General features: G+C 72.8%; 18 protein-coding genes and 3 pseudogenes. 9 read left to right on the forward strand and 12 right to left on the reverse strand.

Annotated elements, in window-relative coordinates:
• Nucleotides 1-12: 12 nt before the first annotated feature.
• Together ACOBQB_RS20850 and ACOBQB_RS20855 are read right to left on the reverse strand one after the other, a co-directional pair.
• Nucleotides 13-219 (reverse strand): annotated as a pseudogene (locus tag ACOBQB_RS20850) (acyl-CoA dehydrogenase family protein); the annotation flags it as partial.
• Nucleotides 220-404: 185 nt separating this feature from the next.
• Nucleotides 405-704 (reverse strand): annotated as a pseudogene (locus ACOBQB_RS20855) (acyl-CoA dehydrogenase family protein); the annotation flags it as partial.
• Between the two features lie 218 nt (nt 705-922).
• Here ACOBQB_RS20855 and ACOBQB_RS20860 point away from each other — a divergent pair.
• The 5 genes from ACOBQB_RS20860 (at nt 923) to ACOBQB_RS20880 (ending at nt 6,688) form a co-directional block, all read left to right on the forward strand.
• The gene (locus ACOBQB_RS20860; RefSeq protein ID WP_423593678.1) at nt 923-2,665 is read left to right on the forward strand and encodes an MFS transporter; all 1,743 of its coding nucleotides are present in this window, start codon (nt 923-925) and stop codon (nt 2,663-2,665) included.
• A 193-nt stretch (nt 2,666-2,858) separates the two neighbouring features.
• Nucleotides 2,859-3,452, forward strand: a complete 594-nt coding sequence (locus ACOBQB_RS20865) for a class I SAM-dependent methyltransferase (protein ID WP_423598630.1) — start codon at nt 2,859-2,861, stop codon at nt 3,450-3,452.
• A gap of 22 nt (nt 3,453-3,474) precedes the next feature.
• Entirely contained in the window at nt 3,475-4,485 is a 1,011-nt protein-coding gene (locus ACOBQB_RS20870) for an N-acetylmuramoyl-L-alanine amidase (protein WP_423593679.1), read from the forward strand.
• 217 nt (nt 4,486-4,702) lie between these two features.
• A complete protein-coding gene (locus ACOBQB_RS20875) occupies nt 4,703-5,569 on the forward strand; it encodes a hypothetical protein (RefSeq protein ID WP_423593680.1) in 867 nt (288 codons plus the stop codon).
• Between the two features lie 108 nt (nt 5,570-5,677).
• Nucleotides 5,678-6,688: an LLM class F420-dependent oxidoreductase gene (locus tag ACOBQB_RS20880; RefSeq protein WP_423593681.1), complete on the forward strand. Its 1,011-nt coding sequence runs from the start codon at nt 5,678-5,680 to the stop codon at nt 6,686-6,688.
• 7 nt (nt 6,689-6,695) lie between these two features.
• Here the strand turns inward: ACOBQB_RS20880 and ACOBQB_RS20885 are convergent, their stop codons facing one another.
• Nucleotides 6,696-7,241 carry a hypothetical protein gene (locus tag ACOBQB_RS20885; protein WP_423593682.1) on the reverse strand — a complete coding sequence of 182 codons (546 nt, stop codon included), beginning with the start codon at nt 7,239-7,241 and terminating at the stop codon, nt 6,696-6,698.
• Between the two features lie 125 nt (nt 7,242-7,366).
• On the opposite strand from ACOBQB_RS20885, the gene ACOBQB_RS20890 reads away from it, so the two are divergent.
• Nucleotides 7,367-7,660 carry a hypothetical protein gene (locus tag ACOBQB_RS20890; protein ID WP_223774360.1) on the forward strand — a complete coding sequence of 98 codons (294 nt, stop codon included), beginning with the start codon at nt 7,367-7,369 and terminating at the stop codon, nt 7,658-7,660.
• Nucleotides 7,661-7,685: 25 nt separating this feature from the next.
• Here ACOBQB_RS20890 and ACOBQB_RS20895 read toward each other — a convergent pair whose 3' ends face one another.
• From ACOBQB_RS20895 to ACOBQB_RS20905, 3 genes are read right to left on the reverse strand one after another with little or no spacing between them, the layout of a single operon-like run.
• Nucleotides 7,686-8,768 (reverse strand): prenyltransferase, encoded by a 1,083-nt coding sequence (locus tag ACOBQB_RS20895; RefSeq protein WP_423593683.1) that lies wholly within the window; start codon nt 8,766-8,768, stop codon nt 7,686-7,688.
• A complete protein-coding gene (locus ACOBQB_RS20900; protein WP_423593684.1) occupies nt 8,765-9,517 on the reverse strand; it encodes a class I SAM-dependent methyltransferase in 753 nt (250 codons plus the stop codon). The genes ACOBQB_RS20895 and ACOBQB_RS20900 overlap by 4 nt, the downstream gene beginning before the upstream one ends.
• Nucleotides 9,517-10,881 (reverse strand): glycosyltransferase family 4 protein, encoded by a 1,365-nt coding sequence (locus ACOBQB_RS20905; RefSeq protein ID WP_423593685.1) that lies wholly within the window; start codon nt 10,879-10,881, stop codon nt 9,517-9,519. Before ACOBQB_RS20905 ends, ACOBQB_RS20900 begins: the two co-directional genes overlap by 1 nt.
• Nucleotides 10,882-11,096: 215 nt before the next feature.
• Here ACOBQB_RS20905 and ACOBQB_RS20910 point away from each other — a divergent pair, with 215 nt between their 5' ends.
• Nucleotides 11,097-11,717: a TetR family transcriptional regulator gene (locus tag ACOBQB_RS20910; protein ID WP_423593686.1), complete on the forward strand. Its 621-nt coding sequence runs from the start codon at nt 11,097-11,099 to the stop codon at nt 11,715-11,717.
• Nucleotides 11,718-11,815: 98 nt separating this feature from the next.
• Nucleotides 11,816-12,397 (forward strand): annotated as a pseudogene (locus ACOBQB_RS20915) (LuxR C-terminal-related transcriptional regulator); the annotation flags it as partial.
• On the opposite strand, the gene ACOBQB_RS20920 reads toward ACOBQB_RS20915, so the two are convergent.
• From ACOBQB_RS20920 to ACOBQB_RS20945, 6 genes are all read right to left on the reverse strand, one after another.
• Nucleotides 12,323-14,137 (reverse strand): ATP-binding cassette domain-containing protein, encoded by a 1,815-nt coding sequence (locus ACOBQB_RS20920; RefSeq protein WP_423598632.1) that lies wholly within the window; start codon nt 14,135-14,137, stop codon nt 12,323-12,325. The pseudogene ACOBQB_RS20915 and the gene ACOBQB_RS20920 sit on opposite strands and share 75 nt — an antisense overlap.
• Before the next feature lie 425 nt (nt 14,138-14,562).
• Complete coding sequence (locus ACOBQB_RS20925) at nt 14,563-16,293, reverse strand: ABC transporter ATP-binding protein (protein ID WP_423593687.1); 1,731 nt, start codon at nt 16,291-16,293, stop codon at nt 14,563-14,565.
• Between the two features lie 157 nt (nt 16,294-16,450).
• Nucleotides 16,451-16,564 (reverse strand): SapB/AmfS family lanthipeptide, encoded by a 114-nt coding sequence (locus ACOBQB_RS20930; protein ID WP_423593688.1) that lies wholly within the window; start codon nt 16,562-16,564, stop codon nt 16,451-16,453.
• Nucleotides 16,565-16,603: 39 nt separating this feature from the next.
• Complete coding sequence (lanKC, locus tag ACOBQB_RS20935) at nt 16,604-19,291, reverse strand: class III lanthionine synthetase LanKC (RefSeq protein ID WP_423593689.1); 2,688 nt, start codon at nt 19,289-19,291, stop codon at nt 16,604-16,606.
• Nucleotides 19,292-19,532: 241 nt separating this feature from the next.
• Complete coding sequence (locus tag ACOBQB_RS20940; protein ID WP_423593690.1) at nt 19,533-19,766, reverse strand: ferredoxin; 234 nt, start codon at nt 19,764-19,766, stop codon at nt 19,533-19,535.
• Nucleotides 19,766-21,277 (reverse strand): aldehyde dehydrogenase, encoded by a 1,512-nt coding sequence (locus tag ACOBQB_RS20945; protein ID WP_423593691.1) that lies wholly within the window; start codon nt 21,275-21,277, stop codon nt 19,766-19,768. Before ACOBQB_RS20945 ends, ACOBQB_RS20940 begins: the two co-directional genes overlap by 1 nt.
• A 217-nt stretch (nt 21,278-21,494) precedes the next feature.
• On the opposite strand from ACOBQB_RS20945, the gene ACOBQB_RS20950 reads away from it, so the two are divergent.
• Complete coding sequence (locus tag ACOBQB_RS20950; RefSeq protein WP_423593692.1) at nt 21,495-22,592, forward strand: MBL fold metallo-hydrolase; 1,098 nt, start codon at nt 21,495-21,497, stop codon at nt 22,590-22,592.
• Nucleotides 22,593-22,632: the final 40 nt, after the last annotated feature.

Below are 22,632 nucleotides of genomic sequence, written 5' to 3' on the forward strand. Positions count from 1 at the left end.
TCACGGAGCATGTCAGTCACGCGGCAGGCCGAGGATGCGCTCGGCGACGACGTTGAGCTGTACCTGGGTGGTGCCGCCCGCGATGGTCAGGCAGCGCGACATCAGGAAGCCGTGCAGCGCCCGCTCCCCCGCGCCCTCGCGCACCGCGCCCGCCGGGCCGAGCATCTCCAGGGCCAGTTCGGCGACCTTCTGCTGGTGGGCGGTCTGGATGAGCTGCCGGAGAGGACGGGCGGCGTCACCCCGTCCAGGACGTACCCGTCACCGACGGCCACCGCGGTGAGCGTGCCCCCGCCGAGCGCGACGGCGCCGATACGGGTGCCGGCCGCCGGCTCTGCGGCCGGCGCGTGGGCGCCCGCACGGCGCAGCACCAGCGAGGCGAGGGAGCTCGACACCAGCGGTCCCGGCAGTGCGGCCCGCGCCGCTTCTTCGAGGACGACCGCCAGGTCGCGCACGTCGCCGCCCCCGCCCCCGTACTCCTCGGGCAGGTGCACGCCGAGCAGCCCTTGCAGGGCGAGGCCGTCCCAGTGGGCGGGGTGGCCGCCGGCAGGGGGTCGTCGAGCAGCTGGCGTACCGCTTCCGGTGGGACGGCGCGCGCGACCCAGCCGCGTACGGCCGACGCCAACTCCCCTTGTTCCCGCGTGAGTCCGATCCCCATGGGCATCCTTGCCGGTAGCAGCTGCCGGGACCGCGACAGAGTAGAACACGTTCCAGTACGAGGGAAGGCTGACGGCGGGTCAGATACCGCGCGCCCGCCGACCGCCGGTGACGAGTCGGTCAACAACAGGTCCACTCGGTCAACAACGGGTCAAGGCTTCCCCTCGTACGACGCCCGTCGGAATAGTCGCCCGGGGAAACAGGTTCGGCTTACACGTACCCCGTAACCCCTGGAGAGTCCGACCTTCCGCCCTGGAGGCCCCACCCCATGTCGATGACGACGACCCACCCACGCGGCATACGCGGAGTCGTCCCCGTACTCGCCTTCTCCGGCATCGTCGTCGCGGTGATGCAGACCCTGCTCGTGCCGGTCATCAAGGACCTGCCGACCCTGCTGGGCACCGCCCCCTCGAACGCCACCTGGGTCCTGACCGCGACCCTCCTCGCGGGCGCCGTCGCCACGCCGATCATGGGCCGCCTCGGAGATCTCTTCGGCAAGCGGAAGATGCTGCTCGCCAGCCTCGCCGTGATGGTCGTCGGCTCGCTGATCTGCGGATTCACCGACGATCTGCTCGTGATGATCGTGGGCCGCGCCCTCCAGGGCTTCGCCATGGGCGCCATCCCGCTCGGCATCGGCCTGATGCGTGACCAGCTGCCCCGCGAGAAGCTCGGCTCCGCGATGGCCCTGATGAGCTCCTCCGTCGGCGTCGGCGGCGGCCTCGCGCTGCCGTTGGCCGCGCTCGTCGCGCAGCACGCCGACTGGCACACGCTGTTCTTCGGCGCCGCCGGCCTCGGCGTCCTCTCGATGGCGCTCACCCTCGCCTTCGTGCCCGAGAGCCCCATGCGCGCCAAGGGCACCTTCGACGTGCTCGGCGCGCTCGGCCTCTCCGCCGGGCTCGTGCTGTTCCTGCTGCCGATCACCAAGGGCAGCGACTGGGGCTGGAGCTCGGGCACCACGCTCGGCCTGTTCGCCGCCGCGGCCGTCGTCCTCGTCCTGTGGGGCGTGATGGAGCTGCGCGTGCAGGCGCCGCTGGTGGACCTGCGCACCACGGCCCGCCGCTCGGTGCTCTTCACCAACCTCGCCTCGGTCATGGTCGGCGTCGCCTTCTACGCCGTCTCGCTCGTCCTGCCGCAGCTCCTCCAGCTGCCGTCCGCCACCGGCTACGGCCTCGGCCAATCGATGGTCGTCGCGGGCCTGTGCGTGATGCCGCTCGGCCTGACGATGATGTTCACGGCGCCGGTCTACGCCCGCCTCTCGGCGAAGTACGGCCCGAAGACCACCCTCATCCTCGGCATGCTGATCATCGCGGTCGGCTACGGCGCGGGCCTCGGCCTGATGAGCGCCGCCTGGCAGACCATCGTCGTCTCGGTGGTGCTCGGCGCGGGCATCGGTCTCGCCTACTCCTCCCTGCCGGCGCTCATCATCGGCTCGGTCGACCCCTCCGAGACGGGCGCCGCCAACGGCCTCAACACCCTGATGCGCTCCATCGGCACCTCGGTGTCGTCCGCCGTGATCGGCATGGTCCTCGCCAACACCGCGGACCACGTCGGCGGGGTCGCCGTGCCCACCATGCACGGCTTCCGTGTCTCCTTCCTGATCGCCACGGGCGCGGTCGCCGTCGGCCTGCTCTTCGCCCTGTTGCTGCCCTCCGCCCGCCGCTCCACCACTCCGCAGCTGCGCGCCAGCAGCGAGGAGGACGCCCACCTGGAGCGGGCGGCCGAGGTGCTCGCGGGCTTCCAGGGCCGCGTGCACCGCGCGGACGGCGCGCCGGTGGCCCGCGCGAAGGTGACGCTCATCGACCGCCGCGGCAAGCAGGCGGGCGCCGCCCTCACCGACGACGAGGGCCGCTACGCCCTGGCCGTGCCCGCCGACGGTTCCTACGTCCTCGCGGCCACCGCCACGGGGCACGCGCCGCGCGCCTCGGAGGCGGCGTACCACGGGGACGACCGGCCGGTGCGGGTCGACCTGGCGCTGACGGGTTCGTCCGACGAGAGCGACGTCCCGGCCTGACGTGCGTACGCGGCCGGCGTGCCGTGCACACCCCCGTCACCCCGGTGGCGGGGGTGCCGTGCATCATGGTCTGCGTCCTGCGTCATGGGCGCCGGTACCACCCATTCGTACGTACGACCTGGAGGAAACCGTGGCCGTGGCCGCCGCCCCCGCACCGGAGGTCCTCGCCGCGTTCGAGGCCGCCAAGGGCTTCATGCCGCGCGGTGAGGGCCTCGCGCTGTACGCGGCCGCCACGGAGGCCGCCGCGCTCGGCCTGCCCCTCCTGGAGGTCGGCACGTACTGCGGGCGCTCCACGATCCTGCTCGCCGACGCGGCCCGCGCGGCCGGGGTGAGTGCGATCACCGTGGACCACCACCGCGGCAGCGAGGAGCAGCAGCCCGGCTGGGAGTACCACGATCCGGAGACCGTCGACCCCGAGGTCGGCCTGATGGACACGCTCCCCACCTTCCGCCGCACCCTGCGCCGGGCGGGTCTGGAGGAGCACGTGATCGCGGTCGTCGGCCGTTCGCCGCAGGTGGCGAAGGCGTGGGGCGGGGCGCTCGGCCTGGTCTTCATCGACGGCGGCCACACGGACGAGCACGCCACGGCCGACTACGAGGGCTGGGCGCCGCACGTCGCCGAGGGCGGGCTGCTCGTCATCCACGACGTGTTCCCCGACCCGGTCGACATCATGACCGGGCAGGCGCCGTACCGCGTCTACCTCAGGGCCTTGGCGTCCGGGGCGTTCACCGAGGTCTCGGCGGTGGACTCGCTGCGCGTACTGCGGCGAACGGGAGCGAGGATCTGACCTCGCCGATAGGCTCGCCCTCGTGTCGTACGTAGGTCCGGAATTCGATCCCTCCCAGCCGCCCCGCCGCCGCATCGGCCGCCCACTGACCGTGGCGGTGGCCGCGCTGGTGCCCACCTGCCTGGCCGGCTGGCTGGTCTACCAGGCGACGAGCGGGTCCGACGGGAACGAACCGGCGAGATCGCTGCCGGCGTCGTCGAGCCCGTCCGCCGAGCGGTCCACGCCCTCCGAGGCCGGCCCAGCCTCCCCCTCGAAGTCGGACAAGGGGCAGGAAAAGGACAAGGAGAAGGGCGACGACGGCAAGGGCGACGGCAACGATTCGAGTACGAAGTCGCCCACGCGCCGCCCCGCCGTGGACGGACCCCTCAAGGGCAAGGTGGTCGTCGTCGACCCCGGCCACAACACGGGCAATTTCCGTCACACCGCCGAGATCAACCGCCAGGTCGACATCGGTACGAACCGCAAGGAATGCGACACCACGGGCACGTCGACCAACGACGGTTACACGGAGGCCACGTTCACCCTGGACGTCGCCCGCCGCCTGCGGACCCTGCTGGAGAAGCAGGGCGCCACGGTCAAGTTCACCCAGGACGGCGACCGCCCCTGGGGCCCGTGCGTCGACGAGCGTGCCCGGATCGGCAACGAAGCCCGCGCCGACGCGGTGGTCTCCATCCACGCCGACGGCTCGGGCGCGGGCAACCGCGGCTACCACGTGATCCTGCCCGCGAAGGTGAGGGGCGGCGCGGCCGACACCTCCCCGATCGTCGCCCCCTCCCGGGAGTTGGGCGAGCGCATCGCCGGAAAGTTCCTGAGCGCGACGGGCAGCGCCCCCTCCAACTACGTGGGCGGCGGCACCGGCCTGGACGTCCGCAGCGACCTCGGCGGCCTCAACCTCTCCACGGTGCCCAAGGTGTTCATCGAGTGCGGCAACATGCGGGACGCGAAGGACGCGGCGCTCTTGAAGAGCGGGGAGTGGCGGCAGAAGGCGGCGCGGGGCATTTCTGAGGGAATTGGCGGGTTCCTGCGGGGATAGCGGCCTCCCGTCGGCGTGAACGGGCTCGGGGGTCGGCTCGTGAACGTCCGCAGTCCGATGTGTGCACGTCTTTATCCCGAGCAGACACCCCGCCTGTTCGGACGATAATGTCCTCCGTACGATGGGGGGCCACCCCCGCGCTTCGCGCACGCGACACGACCGCGACTCAGGCGACAGCGACGCCTCCACCGACGAGACGACTTACGAAGGACCTGAAGTGAATTTCCGCTCTCTCACTCGAGGCGACGGCGTGGTGATCGCAGCAGCGGTGTTGCTGTTCATCGCCTCGTTCCTGGACGTCTTCGACATCGCCGAGGCTCCGGATTCGCTGGACATGACGAACGCTTGGGACAGCGGCCCCATGCTGCTCAGCGTCACTCTGGCCGGAATCATCGGTGCCGCGTGCATCATCATCTCCCGCGCCCTGCCGACGACCCCGAGGGTCCTTGGTCTCGACCTCGGCCACTTCGGCGTCGCCTTCACCATCTTCGCGGCGTGGAGCGCCCTCGGGCAGATCTTCGATGCGCCCGGCGGCCTCAACAACATGGGCCAGGGAGGCGACGACGGTTTCGACTCCGGCGTCGGCCTCATCCTCTCACTGATCGCGACTCTGGTCATGGCCGCCGCGGCCGTCCTCACACTGGCCGTCCCGGCCTTCAAGGCCCCCCTCATGGGCGCCCCGCGTCCGGCCGCCCCGCAGCCCTACGGCGGTCAGCCGCAGGGTGGTTACGGCTACCCCGGCGCCGGTGCCGGCCAGCCGCAGCCCGGCGCCCCCTACGGCGCCCAGCCCGGCCAGCCGGGCCAGCCGCAGGGGCAGTCCTTCGGCGGTCAGCCGCAGCCGCAGGGCGGGCAGACCCCGCCGCCCGCGCAGGCGCAGGCCTCCGGTGACTTCTCGCCGTTCTGGTTCGCCGTGCCGGTGCCGCGTCCGCTGTACGCGGAGGACGGCTCGCCCACGCCGATCGCCGAACTGGCGCCCGGCACCTGGTACTTGGCCGTCGAGCAGCGCGGCGCGACCCTGGTGGCCCAGACGCAGGACGGCCGCCGCGGCGTCCTTCAGGACTCCACGGGGATCCAGCGCGGCTGACCCCGCAGGCACCCTCGCGGCCCCTCGCCCTTCCGGGCGGGGGGCCGTTGTCGTACAGTCGCCCGCCAGCAGGCAACTGACAGGCCGTCAGTAACCAGGAGGCACGCGATGAGGCTCGGGCTCGCACTCGGCTACTGGGGCCGCGGCCCCGACCCCGGCCACCTCGCCCTCGCCCAGGAAGCCGAACGGCTCGGCTACGACTCGGTGTGGACCGCCGAGGCCTGGGGCTCGGACGCCTTCACGCCGCTGACCTGGATCGCCGCCCACACCTCACGGATCAAGCTCGGCACGGCCGTCGCGCAGATGGCGGCCCGCTCCCCCACCACCACCGCCATGCACGCCCTCACCCTCGACCACCTCTCCGGCGGCCGGATGACGCTCGGCCTCGGCCTGTCGGGGCCGCAGGTGGTGGAGGGCTGGTACGGGCGGCCCTTCCCGAAGTCGCCGCTGACCGCGACCCGGGAGTACGTCGAGGTCGTCCGCCAGGTGCTGCGCCGCGAGGGCCCGGTGGAGGTCGCCGGCCGCTTCCACGCCCACCCCTACCGGGGCGAGGACGGCACCGGCCTCGGCAAGCCGCTCAAGCCGATCACGCATCCGCTGCGGGCCGACCTGCCCGTCCTGCTCGGTGCCGAGGGGCCCAAGAACATCGCGCAGACGACGCGCATCGCTGACGGCTGGCTGCCGCTGTACTGGTCGCCGACGCGGACGGATGTGTACGAGGCCTCGCTGGCCGACCTCCGTGATGGCTTCCTCGTCGCCCCCATGGCCCGTGCCAAGGTCTGCGACGACGTCGCCGAAGGGCTGCTCCCCGTCAAGGCCATGCTGGGCTTCTACATCGGCGGCATGGGGCACGCCGCCCGCAACTTCCACGCCGACCTGATGGCGCGCATGGGGTACGAGGAAGAGGCTTGGCGCGTCCAGGAGTTGTTCCTCGCGGGGCACAGGGAGGAGGCCGTGCTCGCGGTGCCGGAAGCCTTCGCCGACGAGATCTCCCTGGTGGGGCCGCGCGAACGCATCGCGGAGCGGCTGAAGCTGTGGCGCGCGGGCCCGGTCACCGACCTGCTGGTCGTCGCCCCGGACCCGCACACGTTGCGCGTCCTCGCCGAGCTCAACTCCTAGGCGGCGCCTAGCCGTTCTTGAGCTGACCGGTGGAGGGCACCTTGTCCTTGACCTCCGCGCCCGCGCTCTTGCCCGCGTCCTTCACGGAGTTGATGACGCCGTCGAAGGAGTTCACGATCGAGTCCGTCGACTCGCCCTTGCGGAGCTTGGAGGGCAGGTCCTTCAGGGCGTCGATGCCGGCCGTCAGGGGCGCCACCGCCTTGGCGAGGGTCGGGTCGCCCTGTGCGTTCTTCGTCGCCGCCTTCAGCCTGTTGTACGTGAACGCGCCCGCGAGGCCCGCCTTGATCAGGGCCGTCGTCCGGCCGTTCGCGCCCTTCTTGAACTTGCCCGCGCGGAAGGGCTTCACGATCCACTGGTACGTGGCGCCCGCCGCGAGACCCGCGTTGGCGACGAAGCGGGTCTTGGCGAACTTCTGCTTCTCGGCGGTGCTGGTGCCGGACGGCGCCGCCGCGGTGTCCTTGTCGTCGCCGCCGCAGGCCGTCGCTCCGACGAGCAGCGTGCAGCACAGGGTAAGGGAGACTCCGGCACGGCGGACGGATACGGGGCTGGGCAAGGCAGCGACCTCCAGGGGTGAGCGGTCCTCCCGGCAGCCTCGCCCCGGCCACCGGGCGCCGCCACCGGGGCGGGGCCGTCCGGGGCGCCGGGTTTCGACGGGCGGGAACCCGGTACCCGGCCCCCATGTCCCCAGGTCGACGCACACGCGGCAACAGCGCAGCGCAGATCATCGTGGTCATCGCGGATGTCATGGCCCTGATCCTCGGGCTGTGGATCCTGATGTACCTCTTGGACGCCAATCGCGCCAACGACCTCGTCCAGTTCGTCCATGACGTGGCCCGCTGGCTCGCTGGGTGGTCCCATGACCTGTTCACCTTCGACGAGGCGTGGGCCAGGGTCGTCGCGGGCTACGGCCTCGCGGCGGTCGTGTACCTGTTCGTCGGCCACGCGGTCGCGGGCCGGCTGCGCCGTTACTGAGGCACTCCCCCGCGCCCGGCCCCGGCTACCGCGCGGCCTCGCAGCACTCCGGTGCGAGGCCCCGCGGCAGGCGTTCGCCCGAGAAGACCGCGCAGGTCGCCTCGTCGCCGCCGAGCGCCGCCACGGCCAGGAGCAGGGAGCCCGCCGTCCAGGTGGTGAGTTCCTCGGGCCAGATCGTCTTGTCCTCGAAGACGTAGCCCGTCCAGTACAGGCCGCTTTCCGGGTCGCGCAGGTGCTGGATGGACTGGAGGATCTCCAGGGCCCGGTCCGACTCCCCGATCATCCACAGGGCGAGGGCCAGTTCGGCGCTCTCGCCGCCGGTGACCCAGGGGTTCGGGACGACGCAGCGCACGCCGAGGCCCGGCACCACGAAGCGGTCCCAGCCCTCCTCGATGCGCGCCGTGGCCTCCTCGCCGCTCAGCGCGCCGCCGAGGATCGGGTAGTACCAGTCCATCGAGTAGCGGTTCTTGTCGAGGAACCGCTCGGGGTGGCGGCGGATCGCGTGCGCGAGGGCGCCGGCCGCCAGTTCCCAGTCGGGCTGCGCCTCCTCGCGCTGCTCGGCGATGGCGAGGGCGCAGCGCAGCGCCTGGTGGATCGAGGAGCAGCCGGTGAGCAGCGCGTCGGTGACCGGTGTGCCGTCGGCCTCCCGCTTCCAGCCGATCTGCCCGCCGGGCCGCTGGAGCGCGAGGACGAACTCGACGGCGGCGAACACGGTGGGCCACATGCGGTCCAGGAACGCCTCGTCGCCGGTGGCGACGTAGTGATGCCAGACACCGACGGCGACATACGCGCAGAAGTTGGTCTCGCGGCCCCGGTCGGTGACGTCGTGCGGGTCGCCGTCGGCGTACGCCGCGTACCAGGAGCCGTCCGGGTTCTGGTGCCGCGCCAGCCAGTCGTAGGCGCGCTCGGCGGCGGCGTGCTCACCCGCGGCGTCCAGGGCCATGGCGGCCTCGGTGTGGTCCCACGGGTCGAGGTGGTGTCCGCGGAACCACGGGATGGCGCCGTCCTCCCGCTGGACGGCGAGGATGCCGCGTACCGTCGCCGTCGCCTGATCGGCCGTCAGGACGCCGGGCAGGACGAGGTGTTCGGTCCGTTCGGGGCTCGTCACTTGGCGGCCACCGCGGCGTCGGCCGCCGCCCGCGGCAGGTGCGGCTTGGTCGCGTAGGCCACGAAGCTCTTGCCGACGACGGGGTTGAGCAGCTGCTCGGCCACGCGCGTGGCGAGGGGCTTCTTCATGATGTCCCAGACCAGCAGCTTGTGGTACGCCCGCACGGGCAGCGCCTTGTCGTTGTCGACGCCGAACGCGCACTTGAGCCACCAGTACGGGGCGTGCAGCGCGTGCGCGTGGTGGGTGCCGTACGGCTTGAGGCCCGACTCCCGCATCCTGGCGAGGAGTTCGTCGGCCTTGTAGATGCGGATGTGGCCGCCCTCTACCTCGTGGTAGGCGTCGCTGAGCGCCCAGCAGACCTTCTCGGGGCCGTAGCGCGGGACGGTGACGGCGATGCGGCCGCCGGGCTTGAGGACCCGCACCATCTCGGCGAGGACGCCCTTGTCGTCGGGGATGTGCTCCATGACCTCGGAGATGATCACGACGTCGAACGACGCGTCGGGGAAGGGGAGGTTGAGCGCGTCGCCCTCCATGGCGGTGGCCGTCGCGCCCGCCGGGGCCTCGCCCGCCTCCTTCATCGCGGCGAACCACTTGGCGACCTCGCGGATCTCCTCGGCGTTCTGGTCGAGGGCCACCACCCGCGCGCCGCGCCGATAGCACTCGAAGGCGTGCCGGCCCGCGCCGCAGCCCAGGTCGAGGACGCGGTCGCCCGCGGCGAGCGGGAAGCGGGTGAAGTCGACGGTCAGCATCAGCGATGGCTCCCGGAGTGCGTCGGGGTGGCCGCGGTGCGGCCGGGGTTCGTGGCGGCGGAGCGGCGGATGGCCTCGCGGTAGCGGTCGGCCGTGCCCTTGGCGGCCTGCGCCCAGGTGAACTTCCGCAGGACGCGTTCGCGGCCCGCGTGGCCGAGGCGGGCCCGCAGCTCGCGGTCGCCGAGGAGCCGGTCCAGGGCGGTGGCCAGCGCGCCCGCGTCGCCCGGCGGCACCGCGAGGCAGGTCTCGCCGTCGGGGCCCGCGACCTCCGGGATCGCGCCGCCGGTGGTCGCGACGAGCGGCGTGCCCGTCGCCATGGCCTCGGCCGCGGGAAGGGAGAACCCCTCGTACAGCGAAGGGACGCAGGCGACCTGGGCGGAGCGGACGAGGTCGACCAGTTCGGCGTCGGTGATGCCCTTGACGAACTCGACACAGCCTTCGAGGCCGTAACGCTCGATGGCCTGGGCGACGGGTCCGTCCTCGGCGCGCTTGCCGACGACGACGAGGTGGGCGCCGGGGTGCTCGACGCGGACCTTGGCGAGCGCCTCGACGAGGTGGACCAGGCCCTTGAGCGGGACGTCGGCGCTGGAGGTCGTCACGATGCGGCCCGGCACCTCGGGCACGGCCGGGTCGGGTGAGAAGAGGCCGGTGTCGGCGCCGATGTGGACGACGTCGACGCGGTCCTCGCGCACCCCGAGGTGGTCGATGATCTCCTGGCGGGAGGAGCCGGAGACGGTGAGGATGGACGGGAGGCGGCGCGCGACGCGCTTTTGCATGCGCGTGAACGCGTACCAGCGGCGGACGGACAGGCGGCGCTTGAAGTCGGGCGCGGCGTCCAGTTCCAGCTGCCGGTCGACGGTGATGGGGTGGTGGATCGTGGTGACCAGGGGCGCGCCGAGGTCGCCCAACAGGCCGTAGCCGAGGGTCTGGTTGTCGTGCACGACGTCGAAGTCGCCGCGCCGGGCGCGCAGATGGCGCCGGGCCCGCAGGCTGAACGTGGCGGGTTCGGGAAAGCCGCCGGTCCACATGGTCGCCACTTCGAGCGCGTCGACCCAGTCGCGGTACTCGTCGCGCTTGGGCGTACGGAAGGGGTCCGGGGAGCGGTAGAGGTCCAGGCTCGGCAGTTCGGTGAGCCTGAGGCCCGCCAGGCCCTCACCCTCGTCGAGGACGGGGTAGGGCTGCGCGCCGATCACTTCGACGCTGTGGCCGAGCCGGGCCAGCTCGCGCGAGAGATGGCGTACGTAGACACCCTGGCCCCCGCAGAACGGGTTCCCTTTGTACGTCAGGAGGGCGATGCGCAACGGTCGGTCGCCGTCGGCGTCGGAGCCCTCTCGGGGGCCCGCCTCCATGGCCTCAGCGGTCACTCTCGGCCCCCTTCTCCGTGCAGTTGTCCGCGAGGTTACGCCGGGACGGTAATGTAGAACAAGTTTCAGACTTGATCGCTGAGTGATCGCTGAACGAGCTTTGAATCTACCGGCAGGTAGGCGAGCTGTAAGGCCCGGATCAGGTGATTCGCGCCACGACAGCCTCCCTGCCATGCTGTGCGATCTCGGGAGGCGATTTCCAAAGGGGCATCGACATGACAGCGGAAGCCAAGGCGGGGAGCCCCGCGACGCCGCCCCTCACGGAGCGCCAGGAGGCGCGCCGCCGCCGCATCCTGCACGCCAGCGCCCAACTGGCGAGTCGGGGCGGCTTCGACGCGGTGCAGATGCGCGAGGTCGCCGAGGCGGCGGGCGTGGCCCTCGGCACGCTCTACCGCTACTTCCCCTCCAAGGTCCATCTCCTCGTCGCCACCATGCAGGACCAGCTCCAGCACATGCACACGACGATCCGCAAGCGTCCGCCCGCCGGTGAGACGCCCGCCGAGCGGGTCGCCGAGACGCTGATGCGGGCCTTCCGCGCGCTCCAGCGCGAGCCGCACCTCGCGGACGCGATGGTGCGGGCCCTGACCTTCGCCGACCGTTCGGTGAGCCCCGAGGTCGACACGGTCTCGCGGCTGACGACGGCGATCATCCTGGACGCGATGGGCCTGACGGAGCCGCCGACCGCGCAGCAGCTCTCCGCCGTGCGGGTCATCGAGCACACCTGGCACTCCGCGCTGATCACCTGGCTGTCGGGGCGGGCGTCGATCGCCCAGGTGAAGATCGACATCGAGACCGTCTGCCGCCTCATCGACCTCACCGCCACCCCCCGCCCCTGACCCCCGCCGAGGCGAGGGGCGCACAGTTGGCCGACAAACGCGCCCCCCGGCCTCGCCCTTGGCCAGTTCTCTCTGTCACGACCGGGGTACTCCCCGCTATGAATGGTCAGCGTGCTTGGGTGGAGCAACCGGAGCGGGAGCTGGAGGGGCAGAGCGTGATCCGGGTACTTCTCGTGCACGACGCCTGTCTACTGCGATTGGCCCTGGCGGAACAACTCGCCCGGGAGCCGGATCTGGAGGTGTTTCATACGCCGTGGTCACACGCACGCGGCCGATTGCGCAGCGTACGGCCCGACCTGTGCGTGGTGGATCTCGACGACGAGGCGGCACAGGCGTCCACCCCGCTCTGCGAACTGACCGGTCCCACGGCGCACGGCCGGGGCTGTCGCGTCCTGGTGCTCGCCACCGCGAACCGGCCGGGGCAGCTGCGGCGGGCGGCGGAGGCGGAGGCACTCGGCTACGTGAACAAGGCGAGCGCGCTGGAACGGCTGCTCACCGGGATCAGACAGGTGGCGGCGGGGCAGCGCTTCGTCGACGAATCGCTGGGGTTCGGTTTCCTCAAGGCGGCTCAAATGCCGCTCACTCGAAGGGAGTTGAGTGTTCTGTCACTCGCCGCGCGGGGCGCCTCGGTCGCCGAGATCGCGCACAGTCTCCATCTGACCAACGGAACGGTGCGCAACTACATGGCCGCCATCACCCGCAAGACCGGGGCGCGCAACAGGATCGACGCGATACGGATATCCCAGGGCGAGGGGTGGGTGTGAGGCGGCGGGCGTCGCTTTCCGGTCACCCGCGCCGTTGAGGTCACGGTAGAGAGCGGAACGCTCCAGGAGCTCGTCGTGCCGCCCGCACAGGGCGTGCGCCCCGTCCATCACGAGGACGCGGTCGGCACGGCGGGCGGAGCTGACACGGTGCGCGATCACCACCAGGGTCCCGCCCGGGCGGGCCGCGAAGGCGCGCTCGGCGCGGGCCTCCGCGACCGGGTCGAGATGACAGGTCGCCTCGTCGAGGATCGCCAGCGGCGCCGACGAGACGTAGGCTCGCGTCAGGGCGATCAACTGGCGCTCCCCGCCCGACAGTTCGCTCGGCGTGACGGGCGCGTCGAGGCCGCCGAGGCGTTCGGCGAGCGGGGTCAGACCGACGGCTTCGGCAGCGCCGAGCAACTCCTCGTCCGGGACCTGGCCCTCGCGCAGGTAGCGCAGATTCTCGCGGAGCGTCCCGGTGAACACGTACGCCTCCTGGGGGATGAGGACGCGCCGCGCGGCGGCCCCGGGCCCCGTGACGGGCTCACCGCCGAGACGGACAGCGCCCTCCCCGGGCTCCAGCAGACCGGCGGCGAGCCCGGCGAGGGTGGATTTGCCGATGCCGCTGGGGCCCACGACCGCCAGGTGGCCGCCCTCGGGCACGACGAGATCGAGCCGCCGCAGGACGGGGTCGGCGCGGGGGCCGTAGGCGAACGTGACGCGGGAGAGGTGGAGGGCGGCGGGGGCCGCGCCGTCCCTCGTGGCCGGCGCGGCGCCGCCCTCCGCGGTCGGTTCGGCGGCCGGTGGCTGCTCCCACACCAGGCGGCGCAGGACGATCGCCAGGCGGGAACCGCTCGCGCCCAGGCCGTGGACCAGGTTGTGCAGGGCGGGCAGGAGGGCCTGGGTGACATAGGCGAGCGCCCCCACCAGCGCGCCCGGTGTCACCCCGTGGTCCAGGAGCCAGGGGGCCGCGGCCAGGAGCAGGACGAGCGGCAGCTGGCCGCCGGTCGCGAGGGCGGCCGTGCGCAGGACGCCCCAGCGGGCGAGCGACCGCGCCGCCGCGTACTCCGCGGTGACGCCGCGCCCCAGCTCCCTCGCCATGTCCCGCTCGGCACCCGCCGCGGCGACGTCCCTCAACCCCGGGCAGACCAGGCCCAGCTGGGTCGCCAGCTCCTCGTCGGCGACGAGGTAGGCCTCCTGGCGGCGGGCCAGCGGTCGCAGCGACGCCACGAACAGCGCGATCCCGGCCAGGAGCGGCGGCGCGACCACCAGGAGGAGCAGCGGGGCCAGCGAGAACAGGCCGGCCAGGGCGCCCGCCGCCGTGAACACGAAGGACCGGGAGACCATCACCAGGCCCGCGAAGGTATCCCTGGCGATCTCCACCTGCTGGGTGAGCCGGGACACGGCGGCGCCGTCCGCGTCCCGCAGGCCCCGGTCGACGACCTGGCGCACCAGGCTGTCCCGCAGCGGTTCGACGAGGTCGGCGACGGCCCGGTACACCCGTGCCGTGCCCCAGGCGGCGGCCGCCACGCCGAGCGCGGCCCCGCCGAGCCAGCCGAGACCGACCGCCTCGCGCCCCGCGAGGAACCCGTCGTCCAGGGCGCGCGCGAGGGCGTACCCGGTGAGGAAGGTCTGCCCGGTCTCCAGGACCGACCAGAGCGCGAGCCGCAGCACCACAGGCCATCTGCGCCACAGGAAGCGGGCGCCCCGGCGGTACGGACCCCGGGCGACCGGCACCGAATCCTGCGCCGAGCCCGGTGTCAAGCCCTGCGTCGAGTTCTGCGCCGAGCCCGGTGTCGAGCCCTGCGCCGAGCCCGGTGTCGAGCCCAGTGTCGAGCCCTGAGCTGAGCCCTGCGTCGAGTCCTGCGCCGAGCCCGGTGTCGAGCCCTGCGTCGAGTCCTGCACCGAGCCCTGAGCTGAGCCCTGCGTCGAGTCCTGCGCCGAGCCCGGTGTCGAGCCCTGAGCTGAGCCCTGCGTCGAGTCCTGCGCCGAGCCCGGTGTCGAGCCCTGACCTGAGCCCTGCGTCGAGTCCTGCGCCGAGCCCGGTGTCGAGCCCTGAGCTGAGCCCTGCGTCGAGCCCGGTGTCGAGCCCCCCGGTGGCCTCACGCTTCGAACACCTCCCGGTACTCGGGGCGTTGCCACAGCTCCGCGTGGGTGCCCACTGCCCGGACACGGCCCTCGTGCAGCCAGGCCACGGCGTCCGCGCGGGCCGCCGTCGTGGCCCGGTGGGCGATGACCAGGCGGCTGCGGTGCGGGGTGTGGTGGAGCAGAGCCTCGGCGATGTGGTGTTCCGTCACGGTGTCCAGGCTCGACATCGCGTCGTCCAGGATGAGCAGCCGGCCGCCTCGGGCGAACGCCCTGGCCAAGCCCAGGCGTTGGGCTTCGCCGCCGGACAGGGGCGCCTGCGCGCAGGGCGTGGCGTAGCCGTCGGGCAGGCGGGTGATGAACGTGTCGGCGCGGGCGGCGCGGGCCGCCTCGCGCACGCGGGACGGTGCGGGGCGCGGGGCGCCGAAGCCGATCGTGTCGGCCAGGGTCGCGCCGAGCAGCGCGGGCCGCTCGAAGGCGTAGCCGACCTCGCGGCGCAGCTCCTCGCGGCTGAGCGAGCGCAGCGGAACGCCGTCGAGGCGTACGTCTCCTTCGTCGGGGTCGGCGAGGCGGCCCGCGACGGCGGCGAGCAGTGACTTGCCCGCGCCGGAGCGGCCGACCACGGCGAGGGTGCCGCCCGCGGGCACCGTCAGGTCCAGGCCGTCGAGCACGGCACGCCCACCGCGGGTCACCTTGATGCCGCGTAACTCCAACCGGCCGTCGCCGGGCGGCAGTTGCGCCTGGCCGTACTCGGTGACCGGCTCGGTGAGCACCTCGGCCAGGCGGCGCGCCGTCGCCCGTGCCCGCACCAGGCCGCCCAGCTGGCCGACGAGCACCCCGATGCCGGTGGCCAGCACCGCGTAGCGGGAGGCGGCCAGCAGTTCGCCGACGCTGATGCGGTGCCGGAGCAGCAGATGGCCCGCCACCGCGACGACGGCGAGCTGGAGCAGGGGCGCGACGGTGACGGCCTGCGCCTGGGAGCGGCCCTGGATCCGCCACATCCGGTGCCCGTGGCGGGAGAGTTCGGGCAGGTCACCGAGGACCCGCGCCGCCTCCTTGTCCTCGGTGCGCGCGGCGGCGACGGTCCGCGCGCCGCCGATCGCCTCGGCCAGGCGCCCCGCGATGATCCCCTGCACCTCCTGGTAGCGGGCCACGCAGTCGGAGGAGACACGGACGAACGCCCGCAGGAGCAGGACGAGGACGGGCGCGCCCGCGAGGAACGCCACGGCGAGCAGGCCGTCGATCAGGGCGAGGGCCACCACGGCGCCGAGGGGCGCGGCCAGGGCGGCGAGGAGCGCGGCGAGGGTGGCGGGGGCGATGCCCGCGTGCGCCGCGTTGTCGACGAGGCGGGCCACCAGGTCGCCGTGGGAGAAGCGTGCGGTGGCGCGAGGCCCGGCGCCGAGCACATGGCGGATGACGCGACCGCGCAGCCACGCCGTGGTGCGGGCGTTGGTGGTGCCGGTGAGGACGCTGTCGCAGGCGTCGAGGAGGGCGCTCGCACCGATGAGCGCCGCGCAGACGAGGACCCAGCGGGTGGCGTCGTCCCCCGCGGCGCCGGAGGCGTGGCCGGTCAGGACGGCGTCCAGGGCGCGGCCGATCGCCAACGGCAGGAGCAGGCTCGCGCCCGCGGCCGCGACGGTGCACAGCGCCAGGGCCGCGCAGCGGGCGGCGCTGTGACGGGTAGCCGCGTGCAACAGGCCCGCGTCCGTGGCGGGTTGGTCCTGCGGGCGGGAGGTGGTCGTCGCCATGCGGTGGGTGTCCTCGCGTGGTCGCGTGCCGGTACCCCGGGCGTATCTCGTGGCCGTGCCGCTGACGTCAGTGAGCCCGGGCGGGCGCCCTCGCGGGTGCCGCCCGGGCCCTCATGACTACCTGCTCGTCAGGCGCGGCTACGCCTCACGGACAACGTCACAGACAGAGGGTGACGCTGGCCGTGCTCCAGCACAGCAGCAGGCTCGCGTTGCTGCCGCCGCCACCGGTCATCTCGTCGGATTCCATGCTCTGCAGGTCGAGGAGTGCCATGATCTTCCCTTTCGTTTGGGGACGTGGCTTGCGGTTGTGTCACGACCCCGCGATGACGCGGGACCGGCTCTGGGGCCGCCGTGGTGGCGGCAGGAAGGGGAGGTGCGCTCCGGTGTCGCCGAGCGCGGCGGCGAGTGCGAGGAGGCAGCCCGCCGTCCCGGTGTGGAGGTCCATGGACAGGCGCATCATCTGGTCGCCGGGGAAGGCGAGTTGGCCCGCGTACGACATGGAGAACCAGCCGAGGGCCTCGATCTGCGCGGCGACGTCCTCGGGCGTGATGCCCGGTGTGGTGCTGCGGTTGACGTGCAGCAGCAGTCCGGCCCTGCCGTGCTGGAGGCCCGGCTGCACGCAGAAGCGGGAGCGCGCGGCGGCCAGGATGCCCGGCCGCGCCCCCGCCAGGTCGGCGTCGTCGCGGTGGGCGAGGTAGTCGTCGAGGACCATGCCGATGCCGACGCTGCCGTCACCGAGGTAGGGCATGGTGCGCCAGCCCTCGTCCACGCCGAGGCTGCCGTCCCGCTGGGCCACGCACCGCGCGAGGTCCCGGCGCAGCGCCTGCCCCGCGAGGTCGAGGAGGGCGGCGTCGCCGCCGCGTTCGTACAGGCGCAGGAAGAGCAGCGCGGGTCCGGTGGCGCCGCGCAGGAGGCCCGCGCGCCGCCGCGTGTTCGGCGGGTCGTCCGTGGCGAGCTGCTCGGTGAGCCGTTCGGCGAGGACCTGCGCCGCGCGGAGGGCATGGTCGGCCAGTTCGCGTTCGCCGGTGCTCTGCGCGAGGGCGTCGAGGGTGAGGCCGACTCCGGCGAGGCCGCCGTGCAGGTCGGAGGGGAGCCGGTGCCAGTTCTCCTGGAGGAGGAGTTCCATCAGGTCCAGGGCGCGTGTGCGGTGGCCGAGGCGGTCGAGTACGTGGGCGATGCCCGCGAGCCCCTCGTCGTAGCCGAGCGGTGTGCCGGGCGGGACGGGCCCGGTGTGCTTCAGGAGCCACCGCTCGCCCTCCTCGTAGCGCTCGGCACCGCTCTCGGCGAGGGCGAGGAGGACCCCGGCCGCACCCTGCGCGACGCCGAGCCCGCCGCCCTCGCCGAACTGCGCGATGTCGCCGGGGAAGAGCCGGTCGTCGCGCTCGGGGGTCGCCGAGGCGAGGATGGCCTTGACCATCGAGTCCCTGCTGTACGGCCAGTCGGCGGGGTCGACGAACGGCGCGACGGCCTCGGCGGCCGGCCTGACGGCACCGCCGCCGCGCTCCCGCGGGTTCCGCTCGTGCGCGTCCTGCTCCTGCGGGGCCCGCTCCTGTGGGTTCCGCTCGATCTCCGCCACCGCCTCGGCGAGGAACTCCCCTGGCACCTCCGGGAATTCGGCGGCGATGACCTGCGCGAGGTGCGCGGCCTTGTCCCGGTCGATGGCGAGCAGCGAGGTGACCGGCAAGAAGAGGGCGAGGCGCAGGCAGGCGAGGGCGTAACGGTCGATGTCGGTGCCGGTGCGGTCCGGCGGCGCGAGGAACCCGGGGTTGGCGACGACCTGGCGGCCCGCCTCGCCGACGGACGTCGCCGCCTCGAAGTCGAGGAGCGAGACGGACCGGTCGTCGGGCGCGACCATGATGTTGAACAGGTGGAGGTCGTTGAAGACGACGCCCCGCTCGTGCACGGCGGCGACGGCCTTCTCGACGTTGCGGTGGATGTCCAGCGCCCACGTGGTGTACGCGGCGACGGCGCCGGGCTCGGGCTCGCTGACGCAGAGCGGATGCCGGTGCGCGAAGAAGGAGTTGAGGGTGGCGCCCTCCAGGAAGTCCATGACGAGGAAGCGGTGGTCGCCGAGGAGGAACCAGTCGCGCACCTCGGGGGCGACACCGAGTCCGGTGAGCTTCTCCAGGGCGTTCTTCTCGCGTTCGAGGCGGGCCACGGCGTCGGCGCCGTCGGCGGCGAGCCCGGCGTGCGGTCGGCCCTCCTTCAGGACGACCCGGCGGCCGTCGCGGAGGTCGGTGCCCGCGTAGACCCCGCCGCCGTTGGAGAAGTGCAGGGCCTTCTCGATGCGGTACGGCAGGTCGGTGACGGTGGTGGTGTTGCGCGCCGCGAGCTCCGGTTCGAGGAAGCCGGGCAGCTTCACCCACGCGGGGACCTTGAAGGCGGGGTCGCGCGGGTCGGGCACGAGCCGTCCCTCGGCGTCCTCGATGGCGGGCACGAGCGTGCCCTTGCCGTTGTCGCACATGCGCCGCGTGAAGGCGCCGTACCTGACATACAGCGGGCCTTCACGCCAGCGCAGGTCGGTCAGGATGTAGGGGCCCTCGCTCCCTTCCAGGAGCGCGCCGAGCTCGCGCAGGACGGCGTGCAGCCGGTCCTCGTCGGCCGGGTAGACCGTGACGAACTTGCCACTGCCGTCACGCCCCGCGTATTTGCTGTTGCGCAGGTGCAGGAGGTGCTTGGCCGGCACGAACTTGAAGGGGATGGAGCGCGGGACGCAGTAGTCCCACACGATCTCCGCGATCCGTCCGGCGTTCTCCGGGGTGGCGGAGACGTGGATCTTCCAGCCCTGCTGGGGTGCGGGCAGCGGCGTACCGCTGTCGTCCACGGGCACGAGGGAGAACCAGTCGCCCGAGCGTCCGGAGCGCCAGCCGTCGGGCACCGGCCGGCGGGCCGCGGCGAAGTCGGTGGCGGCGCCCGGGGCGCCCACGGACGACAGTCGGTCCGGGGTCTCGTAGAAGAGTCTGTCGGCCAGACAGTAGACCTCGTACCGCTTGTCCATGCGTCCCCTCCTTGCGTCGCGTGGCGATGAGATTTCCAGGACGCAAACGGCCGGAACAGTAACGGCTGTCATCAGATCACCGTGCGGTACGCATACGTAAAGTCGTGTTCGCCGACGTTCGAGAGCAAGGAACTGATGTTCGAGCGAGGAGGGAAGGGGTGGCCACGCCACCGCATGGCGACGCCCGCGCCGTCGGCCCCTTCGGGCCCGGCGCGGGCGTCCTGCGGATGTGCCGCCCCCGTCAGTCCTCGGGCGGGAACACGACCTCCCCGCTGTCGGCCAGCGTGAGGGCGATCGCCTCGACCGGGCAGCCCTCCGCGGCCGCGAGGACCTGTTCGTCGGCGTCGCACTCGGGGGCCGCGGGGTGGGACTGCCGGGCGGCGTCCAGGGCGAAGGCGCCGGGTGCGGTGATCACGCACATGCCCGAGCCGATGCAGACGGACCGGTCGACCTCGACGTGCCAGCGGTCTCCCATCAGGCGCCCACCCCTTCATGACCGGCCGGTTCATGACCGGCCGGTTCGTGGCCCGCGGGGAGGTGGCCCGCGGGGAGGTGGATCATCTTGTGCTCGAAGTACTCGCCGTACCCCTCGGGCCCGAACTCGCGGCCCAGGCCGGAGTTCTTGTAGCCGCCGAAGGGGCCGAGCATGTCGAGGCTGAAGGTGTTCACCGAGTACGTTCCGGTGCGCACCCGCCGGGCGACGTCGATGCCGCGCTCGACGTCGGCGGTCCAGACGCTGCCGCTCAGGCCGTAGTCGGAGTCGTTGGCGATCTTGACGGCCTCTGTCTCGTCGCCGTACGGGAGCAGGCAGATGACGGGACCGAAGATCTCCTCGCGGGCGATGCGCATGGAGTTGTCGACGTCACCGAAGAGGGTCGGTTCGACGTACCAGCCCTGGCCGAGTCCTCGCGGGCGACCGCCGCCCGCGAGGATCTTGGCGCCCTCCTCCTGGCCGATGCGGATGTAGTCCAGGGAGCGCTGCTGCTGCCGCTTGGCGACGAGCGGCCCGAGTTCCGTGGCGGGGTCCATCGGGTCGCCGACCTTGAGCGCGGACGCCGCGGCGGCGAAGGCCTCGGCGAACTCGTCGTAGCGGGTGCGCGGCACGAGGATGCGGGTCTGGGCCACGCATGCCTGGCCATTGATCATCCAGGCGAACGGCACGATGCCCGCGACGGCGCCCGCCGCGTCGGCGTCGGGGAGGATCACGGCGGCCGACTTGCCGCCGAGTTCCAGGGTGACGCGCGTGAGGTTGCGGGCGGCGACCTCCATGACGCGCTTGCCCGCGGCGACGGACCCGGTGAAGGACACCTTGTCGACGGCGGGGTGCCCGACGAGGTACTCGCTGACCTCGCGGTCGGCGGAGATGATCGAGAGCACGCCTTCCGGCAGGCCCGCCTCCGCGGCGATCTCCGCGAGGATGTACGCGTCGAGCGGCGCTTCGGGCGAGGTCTTCAGGACCACCGGGCAGCCGGCGAGCAGCGCGGGGGCGAGCTTGGCGGCGGCGGTGAACTGCGGCACGTTCCAGGGCACGACGGCCGCGACGACGCCGACCGGCTCGCGGCGCACCAGCAGTTTCCCGAGGACTCCGTCGCGGCTCTCCTCGTAACGGAAGTCGCGGGCGACGGTGAGCGCGGCGTCCCACACCATCATCGCGGCGAGGGCCTGCACCATCACGCTGGAGGCGTACGGAGTGCCGTTCTCGGAGCTGATGACGCGGGCGATCTCCTCGTGGCGCACCGCGAAGCCGTCCTTGATCCTGGTGACGATCTCGATCCGCTCGTCCAGGGACATGCGTGGCCAGGGGCCTTCGTCGAACGCCTTGCGCGCGGCGGCGACGGCGCGGTCCACGTCGGCGGGGGCGGCGTGCGGCACGCGGGCGAAGACCTGGCCGGTGTGCGGGGAGACGACGTCGATGACGTCCCTGCCGAGCGGGTCCACCAGCTCCCCGCCGATGAACAGCTGTCCGTGTTCCACGAGCTCCGTCATGGCTGACTGCCTCCTGCGGGGGCTTTCTGACACTGGTCCCTGACACTGGTTCCTGGCACTGGTTCCTGACGCTGCTTCAGAACTGATACCAGTTCTAGTTCCAGGAGTCCACGCGCCGTACCGCCAACTGACCGGAGATGCGGCCTACTTGGGCGCACATTGAAACCAGTTCTAGTTATAGTGAGGGCGGCATCCGCCGACGAGAGACGAGGCGCCCATGACCACCCCGCAGGAGACCGAACCGCCGGTGATCGGGCACGGCGGGGGCGTCTGGAGCGTCAAGGTCCCGATCCCCGACAACCCCCTCGGCTTCACCCTCGTCCACCTCCTGGACACCGACGACGGCCCCGTCCTGATCGACACCGGCTGGGACGACCCCACCTCCTGGTCCACGCTGACCGCCGGGCTCGGCCGGTGCGGCGTCGCCGTCGAGGACGTACGCGGTGTGGTCATCACGCACCACCACCCCGACCACCACGGCCTGTCCGCGAAGGTCCGCGAGGCCTCCGGGGCGTGGATCGCGATGCACGAGGCGGACGCGTCCGTCGTACGCCGCACCCGCTCCAGCCCGCCCGAGCGCTGGTACGGCTACATGGCCGCGAAGCTCACCGCGGCGGGCGCCCCCGCCGGGCACGTCGCGCCGCTGCTCCGGGCCCGGGACGAGGGCAGCCCCCGCCGACTGCCCGGCCTGGACCCGGCCCTGCCCGACCGCGGGATCACCCCCGGCGAGCTCCTGGACCTGCCGGGCCGCCGCCTGCGCGCGATCTGGACGCCCGGCCACACCCCCGGCCACGTCTGCCTGCACCTGGAGGAGGCGCACCCGGCGGGCCTGCGCGGCACCGGCCGCCTCTTCTCCGGCGACCACCTCCTGCCCGGCATCACCCCGCACATCGGCCTGTACGAGGACCCGGACGACGACACGGTCACCGATCCTTCCCCAAGCTCTCGGCTCCGCTCAAGCAGGGGAGACCCCATTGGCGACTACCTCGCCTCCCTGGAGCGGGTCGGCGCCCTGGACCCGGCGGAGATCCTCCCGGCCCACCAACGCGCCTTCACCGACGCACCGGCCCGTGTCCGCGAGCTGATCGCCCACCACGAGGAGCGCCTGACCGCCCTGCTCGCCCTCCTCGCCGAGCCCCTCACCCCCTGGCGGCTCGCCGAGCGCATGAAGTGGAACCGTCCCTGGGCCGAGATCCCCTACGGCTCGCGCAACATCGCGGTCTCGGAGGCCGAGGCCCATGTGCGGCGGCTGGTGAAGCTCGGGCGGGCGGAGGCGGTGGCGGGCAGCGACCCCGTGACGTATGTGGCGGTGTGACCCGAGGGGCCCCTGCCCGGGCCGGTAGAGTGAGCGGGTC

This window comes from Streptomyces sp. G5(2025), assembly GCF_049542075.1.
Taxonomy (GTDB): Bacteria; Actinomycetota; Actinomycetes; order Streptomycetales; family Streptomycetaceae; genus Streptomyces.

Excerpts from the sequence above, each read along its gene's own strand:
- ACOBQB_RS20860 (WP_423593678.1), top strand. The coding sequence starts at position 923 with ATGTCGATGACGACGACCCACCCACGCGGCATACGCGGAGTCGTCCCC.
- ACOBQB_RS20865 (WP_423598630.1), top strand. The coding sequence starts at position 2,859 with ATGCCGCGCGGTGAGGGCCTCGCGCTGTACGCGGCCGCCACGGAGGCC.
- ACOBQB_RS20880 (WP_423593681.1), top strand. The coding sequence starts at position 5,678 with ATGAGGCTCGGGCTCGCACTCGGCTACTGGGGCCGCGGCCCCGACCCC.
- ACOBQB_RS20890 (WP_223774360.1), top strand. The coding sequence starts at position 7,367 with ATGTCCCCAGGTCGACGCACACGCGGCAACAGCGCAGCGCAGATCATC.
- ACOBQB_RS20900 (WP_423593684.1), bottom strand. The coding sequence starts at position 9,517 with ATGCTGACCGTCGACTTCACCCGCTTCCCGCTCGCCGCGGGCGACCGC.
- ACOBQB_RS20910 (WP_423593686.1), top strand. The coding sequence starts at position 11,097 with ATGACAGCGGAAGCCAAGGCGGGGAGCCCCGCGACGCCGCCCCTCACG.
- ACOBQB_RS20925 (WP_423593687.1), bottom strand. The coding sequence starts at position 16,293 with ATGGCGACGACCACCTCCCGCCCGCAGGACCAACCCGCCACGGACGCG.
- ACOBQB_RS20930 (WP_423593688.1), bottom strand. The coding sequence starts at position 16,564 with ATGGCACTCCTCGACCTGCAGAGCATGGAATCCGACGAGATGACCGGT.
- lanKC (WP_423593689.1), bottom strand. The coding sequence starts at position 19,291 with ATGGACAAGCGGTACGAGGTCTACTGTCTGGCCGACAGACTCTTCTAC.
- ACOBQB_RS20940 (WP_423593690.1), bottom strand. The coding sequence starts at position 19,766 with ATGGGAGACCGCTGGCACGTCGAGGTCGACCGGTCCGTCTGCATCGGC.
- ACOBQB_RS20945 (WP_423593691.1), bottom strand. The coding sequence starts at position 21,277 with ATGACGGAGCTCGTGGAACACGGACAGCTGTTCATCGGCGGGGAGCTG.
- ACOBQB_RS20950 (WP_423593692.1), top strand. The coding sequence starts at position 21,495 with ATGACCACCCCGCAGGAGACCGAACCGCCGGTGATCGGGCACGGCGGG.